This window comes from Sedimentibacter sp. LTW-03 (genome assembly GCF_052059825.1).
GTDB lineage: Bacteria > Bacillota > Clostridia > Tissierellales > Sedimentibacteraceae > Sedimentibacter.
Genome location: NZ_CP197180.1, coordinates 3,068,830 through 3,082,368, shown reverse-complemented (window position 1 = coordinate 3,082,368; position 13,539 = coordinate 3,068,830). Strand labels below are relative to the sequence as shown.

At 37.6% G+C, this 13,539-nt stretch carries 12 protein-coding genes; 8 read left to right on the top strand and 4 right to left on the bottom strand.

Features of this window, described 5'->3' with window-relative positions; translation table 11 throughout:
• Positions 1-6 precede the first annotated feature (6 nt).
• Positions 7-1,008 carry a zinc-dependent alcohol dehydrogenase family protein gene (locus tag ACS3UD_RS15005; protein WP_308138836.1) on the bottom strand — a complete coding sequence of 334 codons (1,002 nt, stop codon included), beginning with the start codon at positions 1,006-1,008 and terminating at the stop codon, positions 7-9.
• Between the two features lie 90 nt (positions 1,009-1,098).
• Positions 1,099-1,938, bottom strand: a complete 840-nt coding sequence (locus ACS3UD_RS15000) for a potassium channel family protein (RefSeq protein ID WP_308138837.1) — start codon at positions 1,936-1,938, stop codon at positions 1,099-1,101.
• Between the two features lie 320 nt (positions 1,939-2,258).
• Between ACS3UD_RS15000 and ACS3UD_RS14995 the strand changes: the two genes are divergently transcribed.
• The 8 genes from ACS3UD_RS14995 to ACS3UD_RS14960 all read left to right on the top strand — a co-directional run bounded on the left by ACS3UD_RS14995 (position 2,259) and on the right by ACS3UD_RS14960 (position 11,280).
• Positions 2,259-3,335 carry a hypothetical protein gene (locus ACS3UD_RS14995; RefSeq protein ID WP_308138838.1) on the top strand — a complete coding sequence of 359 codons (1,077 nt, stop codon included), beginning with the start codon at positions 2,259-2,261 and terminating at the stop codon, positions 3,333-3,335.
• Complete coding sequence (locus ACS3UD_RS14990) at positions 3,332-4,309, top strand: hypothetical protein (protein ID WP_308138839.1); 978 nt, start codon at positions 3,332-3,334, stop codon at positions 4,307-4,309. Before ACS3UD_RS14995 ends, ACS3UD_RS14990 begins: the two co-directional genes overlap by 4 nt.
• A gap of 1 nt (position 4,310) precedes the next feature.
• Positions 4,311-5,591 carry a B12-binding domain-containing radical SAM protein gene (locus ACS3UD_RS14985; protein ID WP_308138840.1) on the top strand — a complete coding sequence of 427 codons (1,281 nt, stop codon included), beginning with the start codon at positions 4,311-4,313 and terminating at the stop codon, positions 5,589-5,591.
• Positions 5,592-5,669: 78 nt separating this feature from the next.
• Positions 5,670-6,290, top strand: coding sequence for a class I SAM-dependent DNA methyltransferase (locus ACS3UD_RS14980; RefSeq protein ID WP_308138841.1), 621 nt, complete (start codon positions 5,670-5,672; stop codon positions 6,288-6,290).
• Positions 6,287-7,651, top strand: a complete 1,365-nt coding sequence (locus tag ACS3UD_RS14975; RefSeq protein ID WP_308138842.1) for a B12-binding domain-containing radical SAM protein — start codon at positions 6,287-6,289, stop codon at positions 7,649-7,651. The genes ACS3UD_RS14980 and ACS3UD_RS14975 overlap by 4 nt, the downstream gene beginning before the upstream one ends.
• Positions 7,651-8,973: a B12-binding domain-containing radical SAM protein gene (locus ACS3UD_RS14970; RefSeq protein WP_308140084.1), complete on the top strand. Its 1,323-nt coding sequence runs from the start codon at positions 7,651-7,653 to the stop codon at positions 8,971-8,973. Before ACS3UD_RS14975 ends, ACS3UD_RS14970 begins: the two co-directional genes overlap by 1 nt.
• A gap of 9 nt (positions 8,974-8,982) precedes the next feature.
• Positions 8,983-10,344, top strand: coding sequence for a B12-binding domain-containing radical SAM protein (locus tag ACS3UD_RS14965; RefSeq protein ID WP_308138843.1), 1,362 nt, complete (start codon positions 8,983-8,985; stop codon positions 10,342-10,344).
• On the top strand, positions 10,345-11,280 hold the full coding sequence (locus ACS3UD_RS14960) for an EamA family transporter (RefSeq protein WP_308138844.1): 936 nt from the start codon (positions 10,345-10,347) through the stop codon (positions 11,278-11,280).
• A gap of 58 nt (positions 11,281-11,338) precedes the next feature.
• Here the strand turns inward: ACS3UD_RS14960 and ACS3UD_RS14955 are convergent, their stop codons facing one another.
• Both ACS3UD_RS14955 and dapF read right to left on the bottom strand, forming a co-directional pair.
• Positions 11,339-12,595: a dicarboxylate/amino acid:cation symporter gene (locus ACS3UD_RS14955; RefSeq protein ID WP_308138845.1), complete on the bottom strand. Its 1,257-nt coding sequence runs from the start codon at positions 12,593-12,595 to the stop codon at positions 11,339-11,341.
• An 89-nt stretch (positions 12,596-12,684) separates the two neighbouring features.
• A complete protein-coding gene (dapF, locus tag ACS3UD_RS14950; RefSeq protein ID WP_308138846.1) occupies positions 12,685-13,524 on the bottom strand; it encodes a diaminopimelate epimerase in 840 nt (279 codons plus the stop codon).
• Positions 13,525-13,539: the final 15 nt, after the last annotated feature.

The following is a 13,539-nucleotide window of genomic DNA, read 5'->3' as shown; positions in this document are numbered from 1 at the left end:
CACCTCTTACGTTTTCAGGTCATTTATCAGAGAAATTTTAGCGGTGGTTTTCCCCTCTTCGTAATATTCATGTGCCTTCGTAATTTCAGAAAACTTAAATTCGTTTTTGTCCCTGTATATAGTTAAATTCCCAGCTTCTATAAGCTTTTTAATTTCATACAGTATATTTCCCATTTCATTGCGGTTTGTATTTGTCAGAATCGGTAGCACCATGTATATAGTTTTGAATGAAATAGACTTATGGTGAATGAGTGTCATGTCAAGTTCAACCCTTGAATTTGTTGTAAGTACAAGTCCTTCTGTTTTCACAGCTTTAAAACTGTTTATCAAGTTTGTGGTACCGATCGTATCAAATACAACGTCAAAACCTTTTCCTTCAGTGTACATATTTACATAATCATCTACATCGGTAGTCCTGTAGTTAATTACATGATTCGCTCCCAGGTGCTCTGCTATTTCTGCCTTTTCATCGTTTGATACCGTTGCATAAACATCAGCTTTTAACAATTTTGCAAATTGCAGTGCAATATGTCCCACACCTCCGGCAGCTCCGTGAATCAGCACTTTGTCTCCGGATTTAATATGTGAGTTTTCCATAATGGCTCTGTATGCAGAGATACCAACTAAAGGATACAGCGCAGCCGTTTTAAAATCAATATTAGCCGGCTTCAGACACAGGAGCTCTTCATCAACCAGGGCGTATTCTGCAAGTGCTCCGCATTCGTTCATCATTCCGCCCACAAACCCAAATACTTCATCTCCGGGTTTCAGTACTTCAACGTTTTCCCCAACCTTCTCAACAACTCCTGAAAAATCAGAATTTAGCACGGCTGGAAATGGCGGCGTAATCTCAGGCAATAATCCGGATCTTAGTTTAATCTCAAATGGATTAAGGCTGCTAGCCGCTATTTTGACCAGGACATATCCCGGTTTTATCTCCGGCTTTGGAATGTCCATAAGCTCAAATACTTTGGGTCCGCCAAATTTGTTTATTACCATTGCTTTCATAGCATCACTCCCTTTTTAATTATTATATAGTTCCTATAGCCAAAATATTTTTAATAAACAAAAAAATATTATATATTTCCCAATTTTTATTTAATCTTCCGTGTCTTCGAAATCAGTCCAAAAATCTTTTGCTTTATTGTATCTGACGTTACCCTTTATACCGCAAAACTCTTTGTTGTAGGTAATAGGCTTGAAGGCTTTCCCTAAATGTATGTCTTCGGCATAATATTTTTTGTAAATTGCAGTTTGACTGAATCCGTAGCTACCCGTCAACGATACATTTATTCTAAATCTGCTTTTTACAGTATTTGAAGACTTGTTATATTTTTTGGCAAGCTCTGCCTCATTCATAACATTTAAATTCTTGTGGCTGTTTTTAAATGTATATGAAAAATCGTATTTTCCCAAATATGTAAGCCTGTAATCTATAGGGATATCGAACATGCCGGCACTGTTGCATCCCGTATTATGTTCCGTAATGCTGATTCTTATATCGGGATTTACAAGGGCTTCCCGGCTTGTGTTTATAACCCTGATTATCAGCATATCCGTACTTGGGTTATATATTATCTTTTTAGAAAATTTTACAAGATCTCTCGGATAAAACATTTTTACTGACAGCACGGATACCATCAAAGCAAAGTACACGGCCGTTATGGAAGATTGAATTATTACAAGCAGCTTGCCTGCTGTATTTAGAGGAACCACGTCTCCATAGCCTATGGACAGAGATGTTACAAAAGAAAAATACACATAATCTATAAAACTCGCCGCATTTTTTAGTGATCCAAATGCAAAATATGCTGCTGAAAACACTAAATTTACCGTAAGATAATAAAGAAATAACTCCAGAAACACGAGCCCGAAATGCTTGTTTCTTATTTTACTAGACCATCTAAGTCCTGATTTTTTTGGATATTTTAAGTTCATTCATCTCTCCGATTGAAAATTATATATTTATTCTAAGCACTTAACTTTTTAATATTCAGCCCGAGCCTGAAAACAAATGCCTTCAATTAATTTCTCCACTTTATCTGAACTTGTAACGGTAAATTGCGCCATTCTCTCCCTTGTTAATACCGATTTCCTTAACAGTTGTTATAGAAGAACTGCTATGATATAATAAATATAATATATGAAATAAATCCTCAACAGTTTTATCTGATTTGATGCTTTTGTACTGGTGTGAAGCAAGCCGATAATTGGCTTGCACTTATACTATAATGGGATATTATACTATGGAGACTTATATGAAACTTGTTAGTATTGACGAAAAAAACAGAAAAATTTTTTTAAATTTCTATAAAAAACAATATTCGAGTCCCTTAAAACACGACACAATGTCGGGGGTACTTAAAGGGCTTCTGTATGGAAATTCTCAGCTTTGCAGGTCGGTATATCTGGAACCTCTTATGGTAGTAGAAAATAACGAAGTAGTTATGATAAGCCTGCTTGCATGTGCCAACAGAATGCCTGACTGTGTGCAAATTGGTTTTTTTGAAGCATCCGAATTGAATATGGAAGCATTTAAACTGATTTTGAACAGAGCCACGCAGCTGGCTAAGGAAAAGAATGCATCTAAAATTACCGCATCTTTAAATATCCACGTAAATTACGGCTTAGGATTTTTGGCAAGCGGCTATGATAAACCGCAGAGCTTCGGAATGTCTCATAATCCATCCTTTTATCACGATTTTTTTACAAATACGGGATTTAATACAATTGAAATGGTAAGCTATAAAAAAGATATGAGATCGATTGACAGCATGATGAGCAGCGATATAATCGCAAGGCTCAAAAAAAGATACTCTGTAAGAATGGCGGATTTTAATAATTTTAAAAGAGACTGCGGAATATATACTGATGTAAATAATAAGGCATTCAGCGAGCATTTATTTTACTATCCTAGGGAGCAGGAAGAAGATTATGAACTGCTTAAGGATATGAAGCACCTCATGAAACCGGAAAATCTTCTTTTCGTAGAGAAGAATGGTGTTCCTGTGGGTTTTATGCTCTGGTATCCCGACTTCAGTCAACTGATGAGCAATGGTGAAGCAGCGGGACTAAGGACGGTAATGAAAAATATTATGTTTGGAAACCGTATAAACACATTTAAAATAGTCGAAATGGGAGTGATTCCTTCGGAAAGAAATCGAGGAGCCATACTTGCGTTGTTCGATTATTGCTTTGAATGTATAAATGACAGGTATGACTATATGGAATCCGGATGGATATTATCAGATAATTTTAAATCAAAAAACTTTGGAGTAAAGTGGGCAGACTGTGAGTCAAAACGCTACAGAGCATATATCAAGGAGTTGTCATGAGCAGACACAAATCAACAGTCAGCTTAGATAAGGAAATAAATAAATTAAATTTACCCTGTTATGAAACTCTGGCAAGTCTGCTGCCTCTTTTGACTTTGCTTGAAAAATTAAATCCCTGCGGTCAAGAGTATGAAGTATCAAATGGCAGCGTAATTATTTCCTACCGCTTGTCTCTTAATTTATTTAACTTCCGCAGAATTTTTCCGTTAAATGTACATGTTCAAATAATAGGACTTCCTGTTTCTGTGTGCTTGAGCGGTTTTTTCGGCAACTATATTGAAGCCGAAAAAAATATAAAACAGCGTAAGGGACTTAAGATTTTACTAAACAGCGACCACCCCTTTAAGGGAGGTGGAAAAACCTTGTCTACATTCGTGTTCGAGAATAGGTTTGAAGATTTCGACCAATATCTAAGCTCCTTGAGAAGCCCTTATAGAAGGCGGATTAACAAAGCTTTAAGAGAAAGAGAAAAGCTTGTGATCAAAACACTGAGCAGGTATGATTTTAATAAGGTGCATTACGACCTGTATCTAAGTATCATGGGCAGGACGGAAAACCCTCTTGAAACTCTTCCCATTGAGTTTTTCCGGGAGTATGATGCCGAACTTTTTGAATTTTCTGACAGGGAAACTCATAATGTTGTAGGTTTCATCCAGTTGAAGGCAATAAAAAACAAGCTATATTTTTTATTCGGTGGATTCAAAAAAGAAGATATACCCGCTTACGACATATACTACAACATGCTTTTAAAAATAGTCGAAACCGGAATTGAAAAACGTGTTGAAGAAATTGAATTTGGACAGACGGCGGAGGAGAGCAAATTAAAAATAGGATGCAGGGAAAAATACAAATACATGACTGCCCACCACAGCAACCCCTTGATAAATTCTTTTATCAGTATGTTGCTGCCTTTGTTTTCATACAGACCGTATCCTGTAAAGCATCATGTATTTAAAGACAAAGGTGAAAAATAACATGGTTGTATTTTTAAAGAAAGTAAGAGTCAAAACAATTTTTACAGCATTTGATCCTGTGGTTGTGGAACCTCTGGAACTCTGCTGTTTAAAATCCGTTTTAAATAATATAGGTGTTGAAAGCTATATAATCGATGATTTGTTCAACTTGAATCCTCCCCAAAATATCGTACCGGATGCCATTGTTCTAACCGGATACAATGTAGCTGAAAACCAAATTTTAATCGATGCAAAATCATACAGGCAGAAATTTCCCCATGCTAAAATTATTGCGGGAGGAGTTCATATACAGGTCAATCCAGATGACTTTCATTCTGATTTTGTAGATTATGTATGCCACACCCCAAGCATGGCCGCCTTCAGTGAATTAATTAAAAGCATCAAGCACGGCACAGAAACCCGAATTGACGGCATTGATTTCAGAAAAGGCGTAGCATCTGGTTCAGCATGGCATAAATCTCCCCAAAAAGCTCTGAAGGAAAGAGAAAATGTGATTCCTGACAGAAGCTTGTTTCGCAGTCTTTCTCATAAACTTCATTATATGGAAAAAAGAAATGTTGCATTAATCAAAGGAAGCACCGGCTGCCCGTATGGTTGCTCTTACTGCTGTTGCAAACTGCTGAACGGCGGAAACTATATTCCAGCTGATTATGAAGCCATGACTGATGAGATGGAAAAAATAAGTGCTGATTATTTCTGGATTGTTGATGATGTTTTGTTTTCTAGCAGAGCTGATGCGCTGCAATTTATTGAAATTATAAATGAAAAACGCCTGAAGGTTAAAATAATAGGGTATTTAAGAGCGGATTTTATCTTAAAACACGGCGACCTGCTTCCGCTTCTAAGAGCAGCGGGTCTTGTAGAGGCAATTGTGGGCTTTGAAGCAACTACAAACCATGAGCTTGATGACTATGAAAAAAACACAAACGCCCTTGATTATCCTAAAGTCATATCTCTACTTAAAAAAAATAATATTGATTTGACTGCGCTTTTCATGGTCAGACCGGACTACAAAATAAAAGACTTCACGAACCTATACAAATTTATTAAAAAAACAGGGATTGAAGTATATACCGTATCCATGCTGACCCCTTTAAAAGGAACGACTCTTTATGAATCAATGAAGGATGAGCTTCTGACCGATGACCCGAGAAAATTTGATTTCCTTCATCCGGTACTGAAAACTTCACTACCCAAATGGATGTATATTCTGATATTTTACGGAATACAACTGCGCCTTGTGAAATCAGACAGGGTTCGTAAATATTTGACCGGAAAGTAATCTTTGTATAAAATCAAACGCCCCTCGCTTTTGAAAAAAACATACTGTGTTTAAGATAAAAACAGAATAGGAGAATTTATGAAATCAAGCATATGGAATTTTTGGGCATCACGGTATGACAGGCTGTGGGTTCAAAAATACTCCTTAAAGCCTACAAGAAATTATATATTGAATGCACTGTCTGAAAGTAAGGACATAAATAATATAAAGGTATTGGATCTTGGATGCGGCACCGGCCAGTTAATAAGTGAAATGTCTGAATTTTTCAGCAGCCCGATAATAACAGGAGTTGACTTCTCGGAAAAAATGTTGGATATTTCAAAATCCAGAAATCCGGGTGCGGTTCACATGCAGCTGAATGCAGATGAACTTGACAAATTAAAGGGGAACTTTGATGTGATAATATGCTCTCATTCTTTTCCGTATTACAATAGTCCTGAAAAAGTAATGCATGAATTAAACAGGTTGCTGAAAAATGACGGTATATTGCTGATGGCATTTGCCAGCGGTAACAATGTATATGATAAATTTGCGCTGTCTTTTGTAAAGCTCACTACGGGCCCTGCATATTACCCATCTGACAGAGAATTCAGAGAAATTGTTTCTCCGTACTTTCACGTAGATGATTTACAAATTATTAAAGAAAAGTTTTTTATGCCGAGAATTGCACTATACAAGCTGAAAGGGGCAACAAAATGAAAATTCTACTGGTGCGTCCAAGGCCTCACAGCGAAACCATAGGTCTCCAGCATGTTATGATTTGCGAACCGCTGGAGCTTGAGTACCTTGTATCAAATATACCTGAAGAGATAAAAGACCAAATTGACATAAAAATTCTGGACATGATAATTGAAACAGAAAAATATGAAATCCTTGTAAAAAAAGAAAACCCAGATTTAATACTGTTTACCGGATATATAACTCATGCAGGAGTAATAAAGGAGCTGTCAAAGGCTTCAAAAGAACTGCTTCCATCTGTCAAGACGGGAACCGGAGGCGTTCACGCCGAAGTTGTACCGGAAGATTTCAAGTCAGAGCATATAGACTTTGTATATGATAGAAACGGGATTGACGGATTTAATTTAACCGTAAAAATGCTGCTGGACGGAAGAAATACGGAAGAAATTCGCCGTGCACTGGATAAGCCTGCTCCTAAAAAAACTATCTTTGATTATAACTATCCAGACAGGGAATCTGTTTCAAAATACAGAAAGTATTACTACTACATGTTTCACAACCCCTGTGCATTGATCAAAACATCCTTTGGCTGCCCTTACAGCTGCTCATTCTGCTTTTGCAGAGAAATTACGGACGGAAAATACTTCTCAAGGGATATGGATGATGTTATCAAGGAACTTGAAGCAATTCCGGAGGAAGAAATATATATAGTCGATGATGATTTTTTGTTTGACAGAAAACGTCTTAATAATTTTGCTGACTTGCTTATTAAGAAGAATATTAAGAAAAAATTTCTGGTGTATGGCAGAGCCGATTTTATTACAGAGAATGCAGATATTATGGCCAAGCTCAAAAATGTGGGTTTGAACGCCGTAATTGTAGGAATAGAATCTGTGAGATCCAAGGATCTTAAATCCTACAATAAAAAAACAACTGCGGAAATAAATGAAAATTGCATTAAAATATTAAAATCTTTGGATATAGAGCTTTATGCAACGCTAATTATACCGTTGGATTTTACTGTCAGTGACTTTGAGGAACTAACAAAATGGCTTAGAAGGCTTGATGTAAGATTTGTAAACCTCCAGCCTTTGACTCCTCTTCCCGGAACGGATATTTTTAATTTATATACAAATGAATTGTTATATGAAAGAGATAAGTTCGAACTGTGGGATATGGCTCATGTTCTTTTAAAGCCTGAATTTATGAGCATACGAAGGTTTTATTACGAGCTTTTGAAGGCATATTACAAGGTAATTATGCGCCCCAAGCATCTTGTGTATTTAGTCAAACGCTACGGTCTGAAAGCAAATATAAAGATGCTTTGTGGTAGCAGCCTCGTAAGCCGGCAGTACATTCGAAAAATACTGAGAGGTATATGATGAAGAAAATTTTACTTATACAACCCAGCCCTTATGACAGAGACCACAAGCCCATAAAGAAAAGCCGTCTTTATTTTGTAGACCTGGCGATGCCCCTGCTGGCTGCCATGATGCCTGATGACTGGGAAGCCGAAATTGTGCTTGAAATACTGGAAGACATACCATGGGACACGGATGCCGACATCATTGGTATAAGTTCCATGGGGCACGGCGTAATACGTTCACTGGATATTGCCGCAGAATTTAAAAAAATGGGAAAAACCGTAATTCTAGGCGGATACATGGTGAGCATAATGGTACAGGAAGCCACAAAATACTGCGATGCAGTTGTAGCTGGAGATGCAGAACTTGTGTGGAAAGAGCTTCTGAGTGACTACAAAAACGGAAAGCTCAAGAAAATATATGAAAAAAATCTTGAAAAAGGAACACTGTCCACACCACTGCCAAGATTTGACCTAATTGTTAATAAAAAAATAGGAGATTTCCTTCCAGTGCAAGCCGGCAGGGGCTGCCCCAATACATGCAGTTTCTGCTCGGTAGCATGTCTGTACAAGGGACACTATATCAAAAAACCGCTGGAAGAAGTCGTAAGAGATATAAAGCAGGTAAAAGATCTTGGATTCAAAAAATTTTTGCTGCTGGATGATAATATCTTTTCAGACAGAGAATATCTTGAGAGACTGCTGATTGAAATTAAAAATCTCAACATGCAATGGATGAGCCAGTGTGATATAAGAATAGGGCGTGAAAATTCTCTTTTGGCAAAATTGGCTGAAAGCGGGTGTACAACCCTGAGTTTCGGTCTTGAGAGTATTTCCCGGGAAAGCTTAATCGGTATGAACAAAGGCTGGGCAAATCCCGCAAAGTATCCCGAACTCATTGCAAACATACAATCCCATAACATTGATGTATCAACAGAGATGGTTGTGGGCGGCGACGGCGATACTCTTGAATCAATTAAGGCAACAAAGTATTTTATAGAGAATAACAAAATCTCTGTTCCGCGGTTTTATATACTTACTCCCATACCGGGCACTAAATTTTTTGATGAGATTAAATTCGAAGGAAGGCTTATAAACAAAAATATATATTCCTTTGATGGTACTGAGGCGGTTCACGTTCCGAAAAATATGACTCCCGAAGAACTGACTCAAGCATACTGGGACTTATACGAATCTCTGTTCACCTATAAATCAATTGTTAAAAGAAACATTGTAAGAAAAGAATTTTTAAAGAATCCAGGAAAATATTTATTTTACTGTTTAGTTAACCTTTTTTACAGGTATCAGATAAAGAAAAGAATTACACCAAATATATTTTGAGAGGTATTTATGAGAATCCTTTTGGTAAGACCACCTAGAATCAAGCAGGCCATAACACTAAGTGATTTTATGTTTTCAGAACCTCTGGGGCTTGAAATGGTTTATAATGTTTTGAAATCCGAGCATGAAGTAGAAATTTTTGACATGATGATTGAAAGCAAAAACCTTTCCGAAAAAGCTGCTGAATATCTTGCCGATGTTGTGGGGTTTACAAGCCTGTGCATTGACGTGAAGAAGGTTCTTGAGCTTTGTTCGCAAATTAAAAAATCAGACAATTCAATAATAACCGTCGTTGGAGGAACACAGACCTATTTAAACCCGAATGCTTTTTGCCACGCTGACGTTGATCATATATTTGAATACACAAATTCAGAGAATCTCAATAAGTTATACAACTTACTATCATCAGGTGAAATTGAGCTAGTAGACGGCATCAGATCTAAGGAGCTGGGGTACAAATCTTCTAACACAGAAGGAAGAAATGAATACATGCTCCCTGACAGAAAATCCACTGCTAAATATCGTAATCAGTATTCTTACTTTGGATACAGACCGGCTGCAATTATGGAATTCGGCACAGGCTGCGAAAAGGTATGTGATTTCTGTCTTAGATGGAGAATAGAAGGAGTAAGAGAAAAATTAATTAATCCGGAACTTACAAAAAAAGATTTGTTAAGCATAGAAGAACAAACTATAATGTTTATAGACAACGATTTTCTTTCAAGTGAGGAAAAGCTTGAAGCATTTATAAAATTGGTAAATGATTTAAAACTGAATAAAAATTTTATAATGTACGGTTCAGTCAAAGGTATACTGGAATACAGGGATTATTTGAAGGAGCTTAAACAGCTTGGGCTTAAGGCTCTGCTGGTTGGATATGAAACATTCAGCGACGATGAAATGCATAAATACCATAAAAAATCAAGCACTTCCGATAACCTTGAGGCCGCCAAAATACTAAGCAACTTGGGAATAGATGTATGGGCTTCATTTATGGCTCATCCCGACTGGGGCAAAAACGACTTTAAGACTTTTAGAAAGTACATTAAAAATCTCATGCCTCAAATTACCTCAATCAGTCCGCTGACTCCTTTTCCAAATCTTTCGATGTATGAAAAATATAGAGGCAGGCTTTTATACGAAGCTGATGATTTTGAAAAATGGAGTTTCGGTCAAGTCATGATAATGCCCTCGGTTATATCATTAAGAAATTATTATTGGGAGCTGCTGAAGACGAATTTGTATGTAAACCTTTTTATAAATAAGAACACCGAGATGATTAAAAAGTTTGGAGTTATAAATATTTTAAGAATTTTAGCAGGCTCATTGAAAGCTGTTAAAAAATACATTACGCTGATGATGGAGAGTTAAATGAAAAAGAAAGATATTATACTTGCGCTGCTTCTTGTAACCATATGGGGCATCAACTTTATATTTATAAAACTTGGGCTGGAGGGAGTTCCTTCCATGCTGCTTGTTGCACTAAGATACGTGCTCACTGCTTTTCCTGCTGTGTTTTTTATTAAAAAACCTCAAACCGAATGGAAATATATAGTGATGTACGGCCTGTTTGTAGGTGTAGGACAGTTTGCATGCCTGTTTTATGCCATGGAAATAGGTATGCCTGCCGGCATCGCTTCTATAGTGCTGCAGATTCAGGCATTTATATCACCTATACTGGCTATGATTTTCCTGCACGAAAAGCTGAAACCCAAGCAAATTGCAGGCTTTATGACAGCAGCTGTCGGCCTTGCCATCATAGCAATGGAAAACAGCAGCGGTGGAGAACATTCAGTTCCCATTGCAGCTTTACTTCTGAATATACTTGCTCCTTTTTTCTGGGCTGCTTCAAATATAGTTGCGAGAATTGCCTCTGACAAAGCTTCTGCTAAAGGAGAAAAACTTGATATGATAAGCATGGTAGTGTGGTCGGGCATGATTCCTCCAATTCCCCTGCTTGGCATAGCCTTAATGCTTGATACACCCCAGACGCTGATTAATGCAGTTGCGAACTTAAGTGGAATTTCAATTTTTTCGATTTTCTATCTGGCCTTTGGAGCAACATTGATGGGTTACGGGATATGGAACATACTTATTGGAAAATATCCAATGGGAAAAGTTGCACCAATTCCTCTGGCAGTTCCCGTTGTAACTCTCTTCTCTGCTATGATAGTACTTAATGAACAGCTTTCCGCAATGCAGTGGATTGGTGCATCAATTATTTTGCTGGGACTTTTAATAACAAATCTCAATATTGGCAGCATATTCATGCGCTTTAAAAAAAGCGAAGCAAAAACTGATCTGTAATAAAAGAACGCTGTGGTTATCCACAGCGTCTCTAATATTAAATTCAAACCATCCACAGTTAAAGCTCCTCGTGTGCAGTAAGTTTTTTCTCCATCCAATCCTTTCCTTCAATCATGCGTGTAACTATCATTGACGCCACCGTATCTCCTGTTGCATTCAAGCATGTTGCGGGAGGATCTACCAGGAATCCTATAGTTGCAATAATTGGAAATGCCTCGGGAGGGAATCCGTACATATTTACTATGAGCATCTCTCCTATCAATCCTCCACCGGGTACTCCGGACATTACCACACCACCCAGAATAGACAGCAGAATTGCGGTAAAATACGTACCTATCCCGGTAAATTCCTGCCCGAAAATTCCGAACAGAAATGATATTTTTAATATGGATGACAGCACTGTACCATCCATGTGCATAGTAGCTCCAATAGGAAGTATAATTTCGCGAATATCTTTTGGAACTCCTATACGCGACGCAGCCTTAAGATTTACAGGCATAGTAGCTATGGAACTTTGTGTTGCTATTGATGTTACAGCAGGCTCAATTATATTTTTAAAGAATGTTTTGACTCCCCGCATTCCGCCGGCATAATATGTATACGCAGTAAATGCAACGGCAAAATACAATATACACAGAGGATAATAAACGGCCATGGCCCTCGCGTATGCACCAAGCAGCTGAGGCCCGAATTCTCCTATGAGGCTGGCAAAATAAGCACCTAATCCTATTGGTGCGTACAGCATTATAACACCTATTAATTTCATCATAACTTTTGACAATGCTTCAAGTGCTCTTGCTACAATATTGTCTTCTCCTCCCACCGCACTTACGCAATATCCGAACAAAATTGAAAACACTATCAATGGAAGCATATTGGAACGAGACAGTATTTTACTGAAATCATTGACAGTAACCGCCTGAACTACTTGATCTGCAAAAGACAATTTTTCAAGTTCTGTTTCTGCCGCACCGAGCTCTATATTAGCTCCCGCAGCAGGGGGAAAGATATTAACAACAACAATAATTAAAACTGCCGCAATCAATCCTGTAACAACAAACGTGAGAAACATATTTCCTAGTATTTTCCCGAGGCGCTTCATATTTACCATACTGCCCACCGCACTTGCAATTGTGATAAATACTAACGGAGTAACCGCAGTAAACATCAGGTTTAAAAATATATCTCCGAATGGTTTAAGCACTGTTGCCTTTTCACCGAATAAAAGACCTATTATACTTCCAATTGCAATAGAAATAATTAATGTAACCGAAAACCGATAATTTTCCCAAAAAGTTCCTTTTGTTTGGCTCATTTTAGCACTCCTTTTTTAATTTGAAATGTTAATTATATTTTATTAATCAGTTTTTTCAAATATACCACGTCGTTCCAATATTTCAATTCTTAATACCTCAAATCCTCATCCATAACTTTACCTTCTGCAACTATATTTGTATCTCCTATAAGATACAGTTTTTCAACTTTTTCGCCGTTACTTTCAACCTCAATAAATAACTCTCCTCCCGGAACTATTATTTTAACCCTTTTGCCGCCCTTCAGATATCCTTTAAGCATAAGCGCAACTGCCGCTGATGCCGAGCCGGTACCGCAAGCCAGCGTAAAATCCTCAACCCCCCTTTCATAAGTTTTTACAATTGCCGTGTTTTCATCTATAACATCAAAAAAGTTAACATTTGCTCCTTTTGGAAAGCCATCATAATATCTGATCTTTCTGCCGATATCAAACATTTCTAATTCATCGGCATTTTTAAATTCATACCTGACTACCGCGTGAGGAAGTCCCGGATTTCCCAGCTCTATGTACGAGCACTCATATTTTTTGCCATCTATTTCAATATCATTTTCCAGCTTAATTACTTCAGGGCTATTTAATTGTACTTTTACAAGCCTTCCCTCAAGTACTTCCGATTTTACAATTCCTGCTCCGGTTTCAAAGGACATTTTCTTTCCGGCTATATTGTTTATATAAGCATAGCGGGAAATGCACCTTGCTCCATTACCGCACATCTCGCCTATACTGCCGTCCTGATTGTAAAAACGCATCCTGAAGTCCGTATCGCCTTCAGGAAAATCAACAGCCATGAGACCGTCAGCCCCTATTGATACCTTTCTCTGACACAATGTTTTTGCAATTACAGAAAGTTTGTCAGCAGGAAGCTTCAGCTCCATATTGTTTATAATTATAAAGTCATTGCCTGCGCCGTGCATCTTTGTGAAATTCATAATCTCACTCCTCTT